Annotated in this window: 16 protein-coding genes; 8 read left to right on the top strand and 8 right to left on the bottom strand. The window is 41.2% G+C overall.

The window, feature by feature from the left end; all coding sequences use genetic code 11:
* Window positions 1-268: 268 nt before the first annotated feature.
* Both KZC02_RS17995 and KZC02_RS17990 read left to right on the top strand, forming a co-directional pair.
* The gene (locus KZC02_RS17995; RefSeq protein ID WP_221389972.1) at window positions 269-589 is read left to right on the top strand and encodes an EthD family reductase; all 321 of its coding nucleotides are present in this window, start codon (window positions 269-271) and stop codon (window positions 587-589) included.
* Complete coding sequence (locus KZC02_RS17990; RefSeq protein WP_221389971.1) at window positions 586-1,536, top strand: D-2-hydroxyacid dehydrogenase; 951 nt, start codon at window positions 586-588, stop codon at window positions 1,534-1,536. The genes KZC02_RS17995 and KZC02_RS17990 overlap by 4 nt, the downstream gene beginning before the upstream one ends.
* 14 nt (window positions 1,537-1,550) lie before the next feature.
* On the opposite strand, the gene KZC02_RS17985 is transcribed toward KZC02_RS17990, so the two are convergent.
* From KZC02_RS17985 to KZC02_RS31915, 6 genes are read right to left on the bottom strand one after another with little or no spacing between them, the layout of a single operon-like run.
* Complete coding sequence (locus tag KZC02_RS17985; protein WP_221389970.1) at window positions 1,551-1,958, bottom strand: response regulator; 408 nt, start codon at window positions 1,956-1,958, stop codon at window positions 1,551-1,553.
* A 4-nt stretch (window positions 1,959-1,962) separates the two neighbouring features.
* On the bottom strand, window positions 1,963-3,237 hold the full coding sequence (locus tag KZC02_RS17980) for an ATP-binding protein (protein WP_221389969.1): 1,275 nt from the start codon (window positions 3,235-3,237) through the stop codon (window positions 1,963-1,965).
* A 5-nt stretch (window positions 3,238-3,242) separates the two neighbouring features.
* Window positions 3,243-3,563, bottom strand: coding sequence for a circadian clock KaiB family protein (locus KZC02_RS17975; RefSeq protein WP_221389968.1), 321 nt, complete (start codon window positions 3,561-3,563; stop codon window positions 3,243-3,245).
* A 1-nt stretch (window position 3,564) separates the two neighbouring features.
* Window positions 3,565-3,858: a circadian clock KaiB family protein gene (locus tag KZC02_RS17970; RefSeq protein WP_221389967.1), complete on the bottom strand. Its 294-nt coding sequence runs from the start codon at window positions 3,856-3,858 to the stop codon at window positions 3,565-3,567.
* 17 nt (window positions 3,859-3,875) lie between these two features.
* Window positions 3,876-5,075, bottom strand: a complete 1,200-nt coding sequence (kaiC, locus tag KZC02_RS17965) for a circadian clock protein KaiC (protein ID WP_229254400.1) — start codon at window positions 5,073-5,075, stop codon at window positions 3,876-3,878.
* On the bottom strand, window positions 5,045-5,605 hold the full coding sequence (locus KZC02_RS31915) for an ATPase domain-containing protein (protein WP_229253655.1): 561 nt from the start codon (window positions 5,603-5,605) through the stop codon (window positions 5,045-5,047). Before KZC02_RS31915 ends, kaiC begins: the two co-directional genes overlap by 31 nt.
* A 412-nt stretch (window positions 5,606-6,017) precedes the next feature.
* On the opposite strand from KZC02_RS31915, the gene KZC02_RS17960 reads away from it, so the two are divergent.
* Window positions 6,018-7,259 (top strand): GDSL-type esterase/lipase family protein, encoded by a 1,242-nt coding sequence (locus KZC02_RS17960; protein WP_221389966.1) that lies wholly within the window; start codon window positions 6,018-6,020, stop codon window positions 7,257-7,259.
* Window positions 7,260-7,411: 152 nt separating this feature from the next.
* Window positions 7,412-10,876, top strand: coding sequence for a PVC-type heme-binding CxxCH protein (locus tag KZC02_RS17955; protein ID WP_221389965.1), 3,465 nt, complete (start codon window positions 7,412-7,414; stop codon window positions 10,874-10,876).
* 68 nt (window positions 10,877-10,944) lie between these two features.
* Here the strand turns inward: KZC02_RS17955 and KZC02_RS17950 are convergent, their stop codons facing one another.
* On the bottom strand, window positions 10,945-11,838 hold the full coding sequence (locus KZC02_RS17950; RefSeq protein WP_221389964.1) for an NmrA family NAD(P)-binding protein: 894 nt from the start codon (window positions 11,836-11,838) through the stop codon (window positions 10,945-10,947).
* Window positions 11,839-11,916: 78 nt separating this feature from the next.
* Here KZC02_RS17950 and KZC02_RS17945 point away from each other — a divergent pair, with 78 nt between their 5' ends.
* The 4 genes from KZC02_RS17945 (at window position 11,917) to KZC02_RS17930 (ending at window position 15,607) form a co-directional block, all read left to right on the top strand.
* Window positions 11,917-12,303 (top strand): helix-turn-helix domain-containing protein, encoded by a 387-nt coding sequence (locus KZC02_RS17945; protein WP_221389963.1) that lies wholly within the window; start codon window positions 11,917-11,919, stop codon window positions 12,301-12,303.
* A gap of 77 nt (window positions 12,304-12,380) precedes the next feature.
* Window positions 12,381-13,142, top strand: a complete 762-nt coding sequence (locus KZC02_RS17940; RefSeq protein ID WP_221389962.1) for a ThuA domain-containing protein — start codon at window positions 12,381-12,383, stop codon at window positions 13,140-13,142.
* A 346-nt stretch (window positions 13,143-13,488) separates the two neighbouring features.
* Window positions 13,489-14,724, top strand: coding sequence for a hypothetical protein (locus tag KZC02_RS17935; RefSeq protein WP_221389961.1), 1,236 nt, complete (start codon window positions 13,489-13,491; stop codon window positions 14,722-14,724).
* A 514-nt stretch (window positions 14,725-15,238) separates the two neighbouring features.
* A complete protein-coding gene (locus KZC02_RS17930; protein WP_221389960.1) occupies window positions 15,239-15,607 on the top strand; it encodes a DUF1304 domain-containing protein in 369 nt (122 codons plus the stop codon).
* A gap of 117 nt (window positions 15,608-15,724) precedes the next feature.
* Here KZC02_RS17930 and KZC02_RS31910 read toward each other — a convergent pair whose 3' ends face one another.
* The gene (locus KZC02_RS31910) at window positions 15,725-16,264 is read right to left on the bottom strand and encodes a hypothetical protein (RefSeq protein WP_229253654.1); all 540 of its coding nucleotides are present in this window, start codon (window positions 16,262-16,264) and stop codon (window positions 15,725-15,727) included.
* Between the last annotated feature and the right edge of the window lie 124 nt (window positions 16,265-16,388).

The following is a 16,388-nucleotide window of genomic DNA, read 5'->3' as shown; positions in this document are numbered from 1 at the left end:
AGTAAAAAAAACCATTTAATAAAGCGGTCTGAAAACTTATCAAATGGTCAGGTCAGAATTATACTGGTATTGAAAAAGTTACCCTGATAGCGCGAACGTCCCGTTCGTGATTATTTATTTTCAGGCTTCCGGCCTAATCTATATAACTTTAAAAAACATGAACAGGCCAGAGGCCTGAAAATAGTAATCACGAACGGGACGTTCGCGCTATCAGAAAAATCCTTAGCTTTAAACCTGAATATTTTCCTGACCTTATCAAATCAAAAACATGTTTAAAATAACAGTTCTATATCCAAAAAGCGCAGCTGACAATTTTGACTTTGATTATTATATCAATACCCATACACCCCTGGTAAAGAATTTGCTGGGGCCGGAAGGTCTGATAAAAGTTGAAATTGAAGAAGGAATTGCAGGCGCCGCTCCTGGTACGGACGCCACGTATACTGTTATTTGCGGATTATTCTTCCCTGATCCTGAAACGCTTGAAAAAGCAATGGATAAACATGGTATGGAACTCATATCTGATATTCCAACTTTCACAAGTGTTGTTCCTTCCATGCAGGTTAGTAAAGTATATGACGGTTTATGAACATTGTAATTCTTGACGGTTACACATTGAATCCGGGTGACCTGGATTGGGCGCCTTTCCATCGCTTAGGCGCTATTACCATTTACGACCGCTCTTCACCTGATCAGATTGTAGAACGTGCTTTCGAAGCAGATGTGTTGATGGTCAATAAAGTAGTACTGTCCGAGGCAATACTGGATCAGCTACCCAAACTTAAATACATCGGTGTGGAAGCTACCGGTTACAATAATATTGATATTCAGGCAGCACGGAAACATGGAATTACGGTTACCAATGTGAAGGCTTATGGCCCGGCTTCTGTGGCTCAGCATACTTTTGCTATGCTGCTGGCTTTAACAAACCGGATTGAAACACATAGTCAAAGCGTTTTTCGTGGTGAATGGGTAGCTTCCGAAGATTTCAGTTACTCCAAAAGCCCATTAATTGAACTGGCAGAAAAAACCATGGGTTTGATTGGATTGGGAGATATCGGATCCCAGGTAGCACAAATTGCACTGGCTTTTGGGATGAAAGTAATTGCCTACAGGAAAAACCCGGAGCATACAAAGAACCCTGATATAGAAATGGTTACACTGGAAAACCTGTTCCGGCAAAGTGATGTGATCAGTCTGCATTGTCCTTTGACAGAGGAAACCAGAGAAATTATCAATGCTGAAACGCTTTCCCAAATGAAATCCAGTGCATTTCTATTGAATACCGGCAGAGGGCCCCTGATCAATGAAACAGACCTGGCCGAAGCGCTGCAAAATAATGTGATCGCCGGAGCAGGGCTGGATGTACTTTCCGGTGAGCCTCCAACTCAGGACAATCCGTTGCTAATTGCACCTAATTGTGTTATAACGCCGCATATTGCGTGGGCTTCATTTGAGGCCAGAAAACGATTATTACAAATGACAGCTGATAATCTCGAAGCATTCATGAATGGGAAACCACAGAATGTCGTATAAAGTAATTAACGGTGTCAGATTACACTTAGAATACTACTGATCATTTGGTTATATCCTTCAAAGGAAACCGGTTTGGCCAATACCATGATTGCACCCAAACCGGTACATTCCTGAATAAGCTTCTGATCAGCATAAGTGGAATAAATGACGATATCAATTTTATTGTATCTTGTATCAGCTCTCAGTGCAGACAATGTTTCTTTCCCGTTCAGTTTAGGCATATTCTGGTCCAGAATGATCAAATGCGGAAAATCAATCTCATTTTTAATAGCTTCCAGATAAGCAATGAGTTCGGCACCGTTGGTTACACTTGAAAGTATAACTATATCAGCCCGGTTTTTCAAAAAATCCAGAAAAAACCATCGATCGTCTCCGTCATCATCTGCTAATAATATTTTTTTGAGAGATAAAGAAGAGGTCATGTTTTTAGAATTTATTCTGTCGCAGCGGCAAGTTAATAATAAATTCTGAACCCTCTCCCTCTTTGCTGACAGCGGTTATTCTGCCGTTGTGTTTATCAATTATCTTTTTGGTTATGGCCAGTCCTATTCCCGAGCCCTCATATTTGTCTTTTGTATTCAGCCTTTGAAACAATGAGAATATTTTTTCATCGTACACAGCATCAAACCCGATTCCGTTATCCTTAACTGATATCGTACAGTCAGCAGGTCCGGCACCCAAATGTATAGAAGATGGATATCCATTTATTTCTATAACAGGTGATTGGCCGGATTTAGCAAATTTGAGCGCATTACTGATCAGATTTTGGAAAACCTGTCTGATCTGTCCCGGATTCACTTCTATTTCGGGTAAATTCCGTACAAAAATCTGAGCTTTCTTTTCGTCAATTAAAATTTCAAAATCCTCTAAAACCTCAGTTACAATTGAATTAAGATCAGTTAACGCAAAATTATCTTCGTTTTTAGAAAGCCGCGAGTAATTAAGAATATCCAGGATCATCGTCTTCATCCGGTTTGATGAAGAAATAATTTTTTCCATAAACATGACCCCATCCCCGGTAAGCTCGTCACCATGTTTATCACGAAGAATGGTCGAAAAAATCAGTATTTTACGTAGTGGTTCCTGCAAATCGTGAGAAGCCACAGAAGCAAATTGCTGAAGGTCATGATTACTGACTTCCAGTTTCATATTGGTTTCTTCTAGCCTTTCATTATTCAGTTTAAGAAGTTGCTGGGTTTCTTTCTGCAAAGTAAGATCAGTAAGGATAACACTCAGAGAAACGCCTTCGTCCAGATCGAGCGTAGTTACGGAAAGCTGGCAGGGAATCAGCTTTTCTCCGCTGATGATGTCCAGTTCAGTTTTCACGTCCTCTACCCATCCATTCTCAAACAGCTCACTATAAGCAGGGACAAAATCTTTTGGAATAAAAGAAGCGAAAGGCAGGCCGACCACCCGGGACAAAGGCACATTAACAATGGAAGCAAATTTGGAATTGCAGTAAAGTATAATTCCTTCCTGGTTTAAAGTTACTGCACCTTCGTTCATTTTTTCAATGAATACACGGTAAGTCTGGTCAGCCGTTTTAAGTGTGTATAGCTGATGCCCGTCTGTGCCTTTCACCACCAACGCATCTACCTGTCCTGTTCGTATAGCGTTAATTGTTTCCGTCGCCTCTTCCAGCTGCCAAAGAAGGTGCTCATTTTCTTTAACCAACTGATCGTATGTCTTTTCCGCTTCCATTGAATTTAATTTGAAATTCCTAGTCCTTTAAGCACTCTTGGCGTGTCTGACATATCGCCAACCATTCTTCGTTCCGGATAAGGAAAACTTTTAATCAGTAAGGGCAAAGCAATAATATTTTCTTTTTCAGCAATTGATTTTTGCTGGTGAACATCTATTATTTCAAGAGAATAATTACCGCTCAGGTATTTCTCACATACTTCTTTAATGTTATTAATTGCCTTAAGAGAATTTGTTGAAGCGCCCTTCACAAATAAACGTAAGACATACGGATGACTGTTATCATCCGGATCGTTGCCCGACGCTATCTCTGTATTTTGCTCCATTTTATATTTTTGCAGGACGAATGTTTAATCCTACAAGTACTTTTTCTTCGTTTGATAAATCGCCAATTATTTTCCTTATGGGCTCGGGAACTTTCTTAACCAAGGTTGGGATCGCAAAAATCTGATCTCCTTCTGCCAGTTGAGGTTCTACAAGCAGGTCAATAACTTCAATAATATATTTGTCCTTTAAATGTTCCTCGCAATATCTTTTAAGATTTGTAAGCGCTGTAACTGATTTGACAGTTTTACCAGCAACATACAATCTCAATTCCCATATTTCACTACTATCCTGCATTCTGTTCAAATAGTTATTTAATAATTCTTGTCTGTTCCAGTGTTTCCCCCGCGGTTGCTGGTCAGTTGTGAGCGATTTTTATCCATTACTTCTTTTCTCAGCTCTTCTTCAATATAAGTTTTATTAAGTTCTTCCTGGAATGACTCAAACTCCTCTTTAAGATTAGCTATTTTCCCTTCCAGTAAAGATCGTTTGCGCTGGATTTCACGGTCTTTTCTCGAAACTGCATGTTCCCTTAACACGACGCCTGTTTGTTCATGCAGCTGCTGTGTCTCTCTGGCAGAGCCTGTAAGCACGCCTTCCGGACCAAGGTATACATCTACTAATTCCAGGCCGGCATCAGATATTACAAATTCTCTTACCTGATTGGAGTGTTTCATTCCTCTGGATTTCATTACATAGAGTCCCCTGTTACGCTCTCCATTAAATTCAACATCTCTTACCAAAAGCCAGGCATCCACCAAAGAAGAAATACTTTCGTCTGTTTGTCCCGTAACGTTGTCGTTCAGTGTCAAAGCGGTGAACATCACAGTTACTTGTTCTGCCTGTAAAAAATCAATGAGCCTGATCAGCAGACTTTTCACTTCACTGACCGATCCTACCGTGATCAGGTTAGTGATCGGGTCGAGTATGACGACACTGGGTTTAAATTCCCTGATCATTTTGTGGATAGCTACCAAATGCATTTCCAATCCGTTCAGTGTAGGACGTGATGCATGAAATTTCAAATAGCCATCATCTATATGTTTCTGCAAATCCATATTAATGGAAAGCATATTTCTGATAATCTGATTAGGCGATTCCTCAAATGCGAAGTAAATACAGCGTTCCTTTCTGTTACATGTTTCGTTTGCAAAACAACCCGAAATGCTTGTTTTTCCTGTACCTGCGGTGCCTGAAACAAGAATACTGCTTCCTTTAAAAAAGCCCTTCAATCCAAGCATATTGTCCAGTCCGGCAATACCGGAAGACACTCTTTCGGACGAAACTTCGTGCTGTAACAATAGAGATGTAACAGGCAGGACCGAAATCCCGTCTTTATCTATTAAAAAAGGATATTCGTTTGTTCCATGTACGGAGCCACGGTATTTTACAATTCGCAGCAAGCGTGTAGAAATTTTATTGCTTACTCTGTGATCCAATAAAATTACACAGTCTGAAACGTATTCTTCAAGCCCGTGCCGGGTTAATGAACCATCTCCCTTTTCGCCTGTAATAATAGTCGTGACTTTTTTTCTTTTAGCCAGCTAAATAACCGCCTCAATTCAGCACGGATAATTCCCTGGTTATTGAGGCCCGAAAACAAATTTTCGATTGTATCTAAAACCACTCTTTTGGCTCCGATACTATCAATCGCATGTCCCAGTCTGATGAATAATCCATCCAGGTCATATTCGCCGGTTTCCTCTATTTCACTGCGCTCGATGTGTACATGGTCCAGTCTTATCAGCTTGTCTGCCTGAAGTTGCCGAAGATCATATCCCAATGAAGCCACGTTCATAGTCAGTTCCTCTGCTTTTTCTTCAAAAGCCACAAACACTCCCGGTTCATTAAACATCAATGCACCATGCACAATAAATTCAATAGAAAAAAGCGTTTTCCCACAACCTGCTGATCCACAAATCAATGTGGGCCGGTTCATTGGCAACCCTCCTTCTGTAATTTCATCTAACCCGTTTATACCAGTCTTTGACTTCGGTAAAGACTCCAGGTTCGTATTAGCTTGCTTCAGATACTCTGATCTCATTTATATTTGAAGTTCTTCAAAAAATTAAATTTTTTATTTCTTTGCAAAAGGTACCTCTTTAAAATCATGCCAGTAATACAGAGGGATCGATTTGTTTTAAACCGCACTTGCTTCTGACGAACGTGTATATCTGCGCATTAATAATATAATCCAGTTACCCCGTTCCGACGTCAGTGTAAATTAATATATCAATACCGGAAGTAGGAAAAGGAACCGGATTATCTTTTCCCTTAATAAATCCGTTTTAGACGAATGTATACTGACTAAGTACATGCTTTTTATACGAAACTGCGGTTAAGTTTATACGAAATTGTTCTTTATAAAATAGTGTAAAAAGTGAAAGTACAATTGCCGGATCCGGGCAAATTGCATGGCATTGCTTTCAATAAAAAATTATTTAAAATAAAAATGCATGAGAAAGACAAGCGTACTGACCTCTTTGGGTTATATTTTATTACTGTTTATTTTCCTGCCCAATCCGTTTGCAGCAGGACAGAACAAACCACAAAGCACTGCTCCAAATTTTGAACTTAAAAATGGTGACCGGGTTGTTTTCCTGGGCAATTCACTGTTTGAAAACGATTTTCAGTATGGTTACCTGGAAATGGCGCTGACAACCCGGTTCCCCGACCGCAACGTAACTTTCCGAAATCTGGGCTGGACGGGAGATAATGTATTTGGCGAGGGAAGAAGTACGTTTACCAATCCGCCAACTCCTTATCAGCATTTGATCAATAATATTGTAAAGGCCGAACCGACTGTCATTTTTCTGGCATACGGAGGAACAGAGGCCCAGGAAGGCGAAGCTGGTTTGCCTAAATTTAAAGATGGGCTCAACAAATTAATAGACCATATCGATTCACTGGGCGCCAGAACAATTCTTTTGTCTACTATTCCGGTCATGATCAGTGACACTTCCGTCAATATGACCAGGCGGAATGCGGATTTGGAATTATATGCTTCGGCCATCGCCAAAATTTCGGCCGACCGCGGCAAACAGTTCATTGATATTTATAAACCAATTCAGGAGATCAGTAATAAAGCTGAAATCATTGAAAATGGCGTACATCTGAACGAAACCGGTTATTACTATCTGGCTAATATCCTTGAAAACAGTCTGGGTTTAAAATCTGAAAAAGAAACAATTACAATCAATATTCTTAAGCAAACGGCAGATGCATCGGCCAATGCTAAAATACTGGATTCAGGCAAAGAACCGGGAAATCTGAAATTCACCATTCAGGAAAATTATCTGCCGCTTCCCTTGCCTCAGCAAAATGCAGGAATTATCAGTAATGCACCTGTTTTGAAAATCACTGGTTTGAAAAAAGGATTTTATACACTTTCTGCCAATAATGAACAGGTTATGACCGCTTCCGCGAAGGAATGGGCAAACGGGATGGCAATCAAACAAGGACCTTCATTTACACAGGCAGCAGAAATACATGAGATGATCCTGAAAAAGAACGAACTACATTTTTTCCAGTACAGGCCCATTAATGAAACCTACATTATTGGATTCCGGGCTTACGAACAAGGCAAACATGTAAAAGACCTGGAGGATCAGAGTATTCTCATCAAATGGCTTGAAGGACAAATTGCACTGAAGCGGATGCCAAAGGAAATTATATACCAGCTTTCGGCTTTGAAATAGGGCTGTCGATGCTGATCTATCTGATATTTATACAAAAAAGATATATATAGTTAATGGCCATTTAATGCCATAAAACAATCAATCATTTCTAAACCAAATAAAGCTGACGGCCGACCGTACGACGGACCGTGCCGAAAGCCGAAAGCCAAAACATGAAAGCATCCAAATTACTTTACGGAGTCATTATACTTCCACTGATTCTGCTGATGACCTCTTCGGTTAAAACCGAAAACAAAAAGGAAGATCCTGATCCGGATGTGCAAAAAGAACTGGCTTCTTTTAAAGTAGCCGATGGTTTTGAAGTAACACTCTGGGCAGCAGAACCGCTGGTTGCAAAACCCATCCAAATGAACTGGGATGCCGATGGACGGTTATGGGTCGTAAGCAGTACGGCATATCCACACCTGAAAACGGGTGAAGTGGCCAACGATAAAATCTTCGTGATAGAAGATACAGACGGTGATGGCAAAGCTGACAAGACTACCATTTTTGCAGAAGGCCTGACAACTCCTACGGGAATTTTACCTGGTGATGGCGGTGTATATGTAGCAAATTCAACTGAAATCCTGCATTTCTCTGATACGGATGGCGATGGAAAAGCAGATAAGAAACGTAGGATCCTGAATGGTTTTGGGACCGGGGATGCACATCACCTGATCCATACTTTCCGCTGGGGCCCGGAAGGACATTTGTATTTCAATCAGTCGATTTACATTTTCAGCCATGTTGAAACTCCTTTTGGCACCAAACGGCTGGAAGGCGGCGGTGTATGGCAACTGAATCCTAAAACGCTTGAAATGAATGTATATGCCAGAGGCGGGATTAATTTCTGGGGCCTGCAGTTTGATCAGTGGGGACAATCATTCCTGACAGACGGTGCCGGTGGCGAAGGAATTAATTATGCTTTTCCTGGTTCTGCATTTGCAGCTGCCCAGGGCGTTGAAAGAATTATACGTGGTTTGAACCCGGGACAGCCCAAACACAGCGGACTGGATGTGGTTTCGGGAAGGCATTTACCGGATGCATGGCAGGGAAGAATGATCACCAATGATTTTCGTGCAAACAGGGTCAATAGTTTCAAACTCGAAGAACAGGGAAGCGGCTATGCTTCCAAACAAATGGAAGACCTGATCTGGACGGATAATGTTGCATTTCGACCCGTTGATATCAATGTTGGCCCGGATGGTGCCATTTACGTTGCCGACTGGTATAATCCGATCATCCAGCATGGTGAAGTAGACTTTTTTGATCCCCGCCGTGACCAGGAACATGGACGGATCTGGAAGATCACGGCTAAAAACCGTCCATTGATTAAAGTAGCAAAATTAGGAAAAGCCCCGGTTAACGAATTGCTGGAATCATTGAAAGTACCGGAAGACCTGACCCGGATGAATGCAAGGCAGGTTTTGAAAGAACGTGGTGCCAAAGAAGTAATCCCGGCATTGCAAAAGTGGGTGGCCGGTCTTGATAAAAAGGATAAAAACTATGAGCACAATCAACTGGAAGCTCTTTGGGTGTTTCAGGCGCTTGATACGGTCAATGAACCGCTTCTGCTAAGTCTGCTCAATGCAGAAAGCCATAATGCGCGTTCTTCCGCTTTACGTGCGCTTGAATTCTGGCATAAAAAAATAGCCAATGTACCTGCGCTGCTGAATAAAGCAGTAAAAGATCCGCATGCTCAGGTTCGTTTGGAAGCAGTAATTGCACTCCGGAAAACGAAAACGGCCGAAGCCGCGCGTACCGCTTTAACGGTACTGGATTCGCAAATGGATGAATACCTGGACTATGCGCTGTGGCAAACGGTAGGTGAACTGGAACCTTTGTGGCTGGCCAGCCTGAAAACAAATCCTGATTATCTGGGAGATGCAAAGAAAACGGTTTTTGCTTTGAAATCGGTAAGTAACCCGGAAGCAGTAGTGCAACTGATCAGATTATACGGGAAAGGCCAGGTACCGGAAGAATACCAGAAAGATGTACTGGGCTCCATTGCCAGGTCAGGACAGGCAGCTGACCTCAGTATGTTACTTGATCTTGCAGTTCAGAACAAAGATAAAAATGTAGTTGCTCAACTGGCTGCACTGGAAGACGCAGCACGCCAGAGGAAAGTGAAACCAGACAAAAATCCCGAACGCATTGCCGATTTTATTGGAAATGATGATGAAGCCATCAGTTTGAGTGCTATCCGGCTGGCTGGATTATGGCAACTGGAACAATTACAGGACAGAATTACAGGGCTGGTTCAGACAGGAACTTTAAATACGAAGAAAGCTGCATTGGGCGCGTTGGTTTCCATTGATAAAGACAAAGCCACAAAGCTGCTGACAGACTTATCGGGCCCGAAAAATACCCCGGAAGTCCGCATCATTGCCACTGCCCAGCTTGCAGCCATAAATCCTGCCGAAGCTGCCCGAATCGGTACAGACCTGATGAGAACATTACCGGAGACGGACATGTCTGAAATTTTTATGGCCTTTATTCCAAGCAATCCGGCAGCGGCTGTTTTGGCTGAAGCGATAGCAGCTAAAAAAATCCCGGAAGCAGCTGCCAAAACCGGACGACAGCTCGTAAGAAGCCGTGCAGGCTGGACCCGTCAGAGAATTGATGAAATTATTGCACTGAATAACGCACTGGAAGCTTCTGGCGGTACATTGCCAGTTCAGAAAATGCCTCAGGAACTCAATGACAATCAAATTGCCGGCCTGGCTAAAATGGTAAGCGAAAAAGCCGATCCGGAAAAAGGTGAACTGATCTTCCGCAGAGCCGATGTAAGCTGTACGACCTGTCACGCCATTGGTGGTGCAGGTGGCCGTATTGGCCCGGATCTGAGCAGTTTAGGAACAAGTTCACCGGCTGAAACCATTATTCGTTCTATTCTTTATCCAAGTGCGTCTATCAAAGAAGGATATGACCTGAAACGTGTTGTAAAAAAAGACGGCTCTGAAATGATGGGTTATCTGGCCAGCGACGGTGCGTCAGATATTGTCATTCGTGATGTAACGGGCAAGGAAGTGTCTATTGCCAAAAGCCAGGTTGAATTAATGGAAAAAGTACCCGGCTCACTAATGCCTCCCGGACTGACTGCCGGCCTGGACCAGCAGGAATTTGTTGATCTCATTGGGTTTCTTTCCAAAATGGGGGAATCGGGCAAATTCCGTGTTTCCAATACGCGGTTTGTACGTCGCTGGAATACGGCTGAGGGCAGTAAGGAACTGACCAAAAAAATTGCCGCAGAAGGCCAGGCTTATATTATTAAAGACAAAGTAAAAATTGCTTTTCAGCCTGTATACAGCAAAGTTTCGGGCGATTTGCCCATAAATGAATTACCGGTTATTGAAGCCGGCGCTGGTAAAAAATACAGTTTTATCAAATTTGAAATTGAGGTGCTTACCAAAGGAAATGTGAATCTGGCGTTCAACTCAACAGCTGGAATTACAGCCTGGATTGGTGTAAAACCACTTAAACTCTCCGATCGCGGTGCAGTTGCAGACCTTCCGCAAGGAATTCAGGTGATTACGCTGGCTGTGGATCGCAGTGTGTTTAAGGACGGAGCGCTGAATGTACAATTGCTTGATGCTGAGAGTGGAGCGGCTCAAACGAGACTGGTGATGGGGAAATAGCTTCAGATATTATTTTTAGCCACGAATACGCCGCGCGGTGTATTCGTGGCTAACCTTTATTTATCCTCTCATTCCTTTTCGTAAGCCACCGCAAAATCCTTCGCGAAATCTTCCAGTTTGTATTTTCCAAAAGTTTCAGGCCGGTTTTTCCAATAATCTTCCTGTAATTTTCCTGTACGGATTGCCTGGCCCATCTGAACATAAAGATTAGCAAAACCTTCTGATAAACCCGCGTCCAACATACCTTTTAGTGATTCTTCATCTGTAAAAGTAATCCAGGGCGTTCCTGCTTTATCAACCGCTTTCCCCAATAATTCAGCAATTTCATTTGGATGCCTTTCATCGCCAGCTATGTAAGTAATACTGTTTCCGGCAAAAGAAAGATCCAGTAATTGTCTGGTAGCCTCGGCCGCAATATCGTCCGTATGCACCAGTACCAGTTTTTCGTCCGTATTGCCAAAATTATTTCCGGTAATTCCAGCATGTTTGATCATACCAACCAGGCTGTATAAATTAGAAAAGAAGTAAGATGGCCTCAGGAATTTCACTTGCACATTTTCAAGTTTCAGCAATTGCTCTTCCAAATACCCGAGAGCATCAATTGGGCCGGCACCTTTTCTTAAATGTGCTCCAATACTGCTTAATAAAACAACGTGTTTGATCCTGCCTGCTTTGATCGCCTGCACATAATTATCAGCTGCTTCACGCTGGAATTTTGGATAGTCCGTTACTGTGAAATCGTTGGGGATCATCAGATAAGCTACATCGGCATCACGGAAAGTTTCGTTCAGAAATGCTTCATCTTTCACTGAACCAATGGCGGCTTTTACACCTAATTTTTCAATTTCCTCCTTTTTATCAATACTGCTGCTGATTACGGTTACGTCTTGTCCTGCCGCCACTAAATTTTTTGTAACGGGCAAACTAATATTTCCTAAGGAACCTGTGATGATATATTTCATAATTATAAGTGATTTATTATGATGCAAAGCTATCTTTGTACTTACTTTTATACAAGTACTTACCCCAGAGTATGTATCATGACAAAGATCAAAGAAACCTCGACATTCAATGCCAACAAGGAAATCGTATTGAGTGAATGCCCTGTTACTTATGTAATGAGTAAAATTGGCGGGCACTGGAAACCCATTATTTTATATCATTTACTAGCAGGAAGTAAACGCTATAGCGAGATCAAAAGAGCGATGCCGCACATCACGGAAAAGATGCTTATCCAACATTTGAAACAGCTTGAAAGTGATAAATTACTGACCCGGGAAGCCAAACCGGTTGTGCCGCCGTATGTTACCTATACATTGACGGAATCGGGAAAAGAGTTGGAAACAATTATTAACGAAATGGCAAAATGGGCTTTTAGAGATATGCAGAGGCAGGTAACACAGCCGGTTTGTGAAAATATGAACTAAGCCCTTGTTAATAGTATATTTGACCTCACTTTTGCCTTATTACAAATATCCAAAACAACATTTTATTCAAAATTACAATGCTTAAAAAATCACTGGCTCTGCTTCTTGTTATCGTAAGTGCAGTTTCTTCCCAAGCACAACAATTCAAAGCTTTACTATTCACCAAAACAGCAGGATTCCACCACACTTCCATTCATGAAGGTGTTGACGGTGTAAGGTCTCTGGCTGCAAGACACAATTTTTCGGTAGACTGGCAGGAAGACGGCTCTGTCTTTAATGAAGCAAATCTTAAAAAATATGATGTCGTTATTTTCCTTAACACAACCGGCGATATCCTGAATGCAGAACAGCAAACCGCATTTGAAAAATTTATCCAATCCGGAAAGGGCTGGGTTGGTATCCATGCTGCGGCCGATACAGAATATGAATGGCCATGGTATACCAAAATGGTGGGAATGATGTTCAAAATTCATCCGGAACAGCAAACTGCTTATCTGGACGTGGTTGACAGCAATTTCCCGGGACTGGAACGCTTTCCAAAAAGAATGATCTGGACAGACGAATGGTACGAATATCAGAAGCCATACAAATCCCAGGACCTTAAATTCCTGATCGGTGTGGACGAAAAATCTTACAATCCAAAAGCCAAATGGGGCGCCAATAATGAAGGTGTAGGAATGGGCGATTTCCATCCGATTGCCTGGTACCATAAATATGACGGCGGAAGAGCATTTTACACCGGCCTTGGCCACATCGGACTGGTACACTCTGACCAGACTTTCCTGGATCATTTGTATGGCGGCATTTATTGGGCTGCTACGGGGAAAGGGGTTAAGTAGAGGTTGAGAGTAATTATTTGCAAACTTCTGTAAAAGCACTTTTTGTTCAATTTAAAGAGAAAAGCTAATGGCTAGGCAATTTGTCATTAGTCTTTCTCTTGTCTGGATTGGCTTTTTGAGAAAGTTTGAATATAAACATTATCTGGCTAAAACACCCTTTAGAATCCTGAGTCCGGAATCGAATGTTTTAAGAAGATAATGTTGTCGATTAACTTGGGGAGGTAAAGGCAGACATTTTTGAATTGTTAAAGCGGCACTTGTGAATTAATTTTAGTTAAGATAACCTTCATCAAAAACATCATGAAAATCAACAAACAAATACCGTTAGCGGTTATTATCCTGATTTTTGGATACGGTTGCAAGCAAACCGAGACCTCTCCGGCTGACAGTAAAAGCTTATCAATTTATCCTTCAGAAGGCAAGAATTGGCGATACTATTGTTATTAAGGGCATAAATGCAGGAAAAACAGTGCGCCTTTCCGTCAATCAGGGGCCTTTTTTTGGTGCATCCAACGATTTTAGGATTTTGAAAAAGGAGGGTTATGAAATAACAGCGGTGCTACCTGAGGTACATACCGAAAAAGTTTTGATAACTCTTTTTGATTCGCTTTATCCGTCTTTCCCTCGCACTGATACCGCCCTGGATTCTATCCAGATTGATATCATAGGATTAATTCCTATCGATCCTGCCGGGATTAATTATTTATCAGATATCAGCAAGGTCCGTTGTGTTGACGAAAATTTATATTTTGCTATGGACAGAAAAAATGTTTTTAAAACAACGGATGGGGGTTACAACTGGCAAACCATTAAAACCCATGAAGGTGCAATATCCGATGTCTTTTTTTTGAATAAAGATCAGGGCTGGATCTCTCTGTTCACCGATAACCTTTTTAATGGAACACCTGGTGGTGAAATGGTATATACGAATGATGCCGGCAAGTCTTATCAAAAATTGGTTATACCAGATCTGGGGGAGCAATATATTACGGATATGTTCTTTTTAAACGCAAATGAAGGGTACATGCTTTCCAACAAAGGATCAATATGGCATACAAATAACAATAAAGATTTTGAGCTGATTTACGCATTTCCAGACAGAGACCTTAGCAATGCGCAGCAATTTTCAAAGTTTTTTATTTTAGACGGAAATATACTTGCATACGGAAGAAGCGGTTTATCAGGTGATCGCCAGGTGATAATACGAGGAAAAGGTAAAGATTTCAGCTACAAATATTATGATAAGGAAATCTGGAAAATACAAAAAACAATTGGCGGATTAACTTTTGCCATATTTGACAGGCGACTTTACTTATCGAAAAATAACGGAGACTCCTGGGATAAGGTCGGGGAGATGGATTTATTAAAGATTCATTTCTTTGATGCCAAATATGGAATTGGCTCTACCCGAAATAACATTTTTGGTGATGAAATAATCGTCGAGACCAGGGATGGAGGAAAGACATGGACCAAGCTAAGAAATCTGGGAGATTTCGTTTTTACAAGTGATATGGCGTTCTCATTGAAAAGTGGCGTTATTGCTGGGCTTAGAGGTCATATGTGGAAGTATGTTTTGTACTGATCCATTAACCAGTGTAAAATAATACAAGCCGACTCACGAATCAAAAATTTATAATTAATCTGACGCCGTCGTTTGTGTCCTCACAAACGATTTTTTTCACTACTATTTTACAACAGATCTGATATACGTGTTAAAAAGCCAAATGCATTCTCGGCAGTCATTTAAAAATGGGCCGATGAATATACATAACTTCCAGGGCTTTTAGCTAAAGACCATTTTCCATGCAACGGATTGTTATGTACATATTCTGATTTTCGAAATTCTACTTTGGGCATATAAAGTTGAATTGGCATTGAATCGCGTTGCCAAAAATAATACTGTTTGGTTTCCAGATCTACTTTAAATATTTCATGAATATGAGGGTGTGTGATTTCTAAATCTTTCTGAATGTGATGGCTCATATACTTCATAAAACTTGCAAGTGGAAGTTAACTTTCATATTAAACGTATATGATATTATTTACCCAATAATGTATATTTACCAACAACTCTACCTAAATAAACCTCAAATACAATGGAAATTCTGGCAAAAATTCTCGTCGGCTTTGTGGCATTAGAACACTTGTATATTCTCTATCTTGAAATGTTTGCATGGGAGACAAAAGGTAAGGAAGCATTCAAAGGATCACTGGCACCCGAATTGTTCAAGCCTACCAAAACTTTGGCTGCCAATCAGGGCTTATACAATGGGTTTTTAGCAGCAGGATTAATATGGACTTTTTTTATTGACGATTACCATTGGGCTTTTCATATTGCCATTTTTTTTCTGACATGTATCATTGTAGCCGGCGTTTACGGTGCTGTTACCACTGCCAACAGAAAGATATTTTTTATACAGGCTTTACCGGCAATTATTGCTTTGGTTTTTTTGCATATCAGGTAACAAGTTTATAGGGCCAGAGTTTATGTCTTTATATTATCAAAAAAAAGCGGGAACCCCGCCAACCGGCAGAGTCCTCGCTCTCATTTTAGGTAACAAATCTAAAATTTCTTTTAATACTTAGGCAAAAAAGCTTGGTTTCTGGAGGTAACCAGGCTGCCAGCTGGAATCCCTGCGGCGTAATGCGCGGGCAATGGTCAGGATTTCATCCATGCGGCTATGCTGCTCACTGATCGGATCCTGGCTATGGAAATATTGTCCGATAATTTCCCATTCAAATGAATCGGTTTTTTCGTCGTAAATCCCAACCGGAATACGGTTTCCGTCAGTCATCAGCAGGCCCATTACCGACTGTGCTTCCGCCTGAGAGGAACAGCCAATGTGATGATACTGTGCATTAAGCGTATATAAAACTGAATAGCGGTTCTCAGCAACTTCCTGAGTATGACCGTTGGTTTGTTCTTTCGTATTGTCGCTGGTTCTGTTGTCTTTTACATAATGCCCCTTTTCCAGCAAATTCCCTCCAAACGGAACTGCCTGCCGCGATAATGCTTCAAATACATCGGAATGCTTATTGGTATATGTGGTAATAAAATTCTCAAAAGAACTTCGTAGCTCCGAAATCGGAGATTTTTTAATTAATTTTTTTATTTGAGTCATGATTTTTTCGTGTTTGGTGAATGAATATTTTCGGAGCTTACAAGGGAGCGGATATTTTCATATCCGGCTGGTGAAGGCAATGTTAACAAATTGTTAAAATACAATTACGACTTTCATCTATCTC

The organism is Dyadobacter sp. NIV53, from assembly GCF_019711195.1.
Taxonomy (GTDB): Bacteria; Bacteroidota; Bacteroidia; order Cytophagales; family Spirosomataceae; genus Dyadobacter.
The sequence above is the reverse complement of the archived record's forward strand: the minus strand, read 5'-3'. Positions and strand labels throughout refer to the sequence as shown.

Excerpts from the sequence above, each read along its gene's own strand:
- KZC02_RS31915 (WP_229253655.1), bottom strand. The coding sequence starts at position 5,605 with ATGAGATCAGAGTATCTGAAGCAAGCTAATACGAACCTGGAGTCTTTA.
- KZC02_RS31910 (WP_229253654.1), bottom strand. The coding sequence starts at position 16,264 with ATGACTCAAATAAAAAAATTAATTAAAAAATCTCCGATTTCGGAGCTA.
- KZC02_RS17980 (WP_221389969.1), bottom strand. The coding sequence starts at position 3,237 with ATGGAAGCGGAAAAGACATACGATCAGTTGGTTAAAGAAAATGAGCAC.
- KZC02_RS17940 (WP_221389962.1), top strand. The coding sequence starts at position 12,381 with ATGCTTAAAAAATCACTGGCTCTGCTTCTTGTTATCGTAAGTGCAGTT.
- KZC02_RS17995 (WP_221389972.1), top strand. The coding sequence starts at position 269 with ATGTTTAAAATAACAGTTCTATATCCAAAAAGCGCAGCTGACAATTTT.
- KZC02_RS17945 (WP_221389963.1), top strand. The coding sequence starts at position 11,917 with ATGACAAAGATCAAAGAAACCTCGACATTCAATGCCAACAAGGAAATC.
- KZC02_RS17975 (WP_221389968.1), bottom strand. The coding sequence starts at position 3,563 with ATGGAGCAAAATACAGAGATAGCGTCGGGCAACGATCCGGATGATAAC.
- KZC02_RS17955 (WP_221389965.1), top strand. The coding sequence starts at position 7,412 with ATGAAAGCATCCAAATTACTTTACGGAGTCATTATACTTCCACTGATT.
- KZC02_RS17990 (WP_221389971.1), top strand. The coding sequence starts at position 586 with ATGAACATTGTAATTCTTGACGGTTACACATTGAATCCGGGTGACCTG.
- KZC02_RS17985 (WP_221389970.1), bottom strand. The coding sequence starts at position 1,958 with ATGACCTCTTCTTTATCTCTCAAAAAAATATTATTAGCAGATGATGAC.
- KZC02_RS17970 (WP_221389967.1), bottom strand. The coding sequence starts at position 3,858 with ATGCAGGATAGTAGTGAAATATGGGAATTGAGATTGTATGTTGCTGGT.
- KZC02_RS17930 (WP_221389960.1), top strand. The coding sequence starts at position 15,239 with ATGGAAATTCTGGCAAAAATTCTCGTCGGCTTTGTGGCATTAGAACAC.
- KZC02_RS17960 (WP_221389966.1), top strand. The coding sequence starts at position 6,018 with ATGAGAAAGACAAGCGTACTGACCTCTTTGGGTTATATTTTATTACTG.
- KZC02_RS17950 (WP_221389964.1), bottom strand. The coding sequence starts at position 11,838 with ATGAAATATATCATCACAGGTTCCTTAGGAAATATTAGTTTGCCCGTT.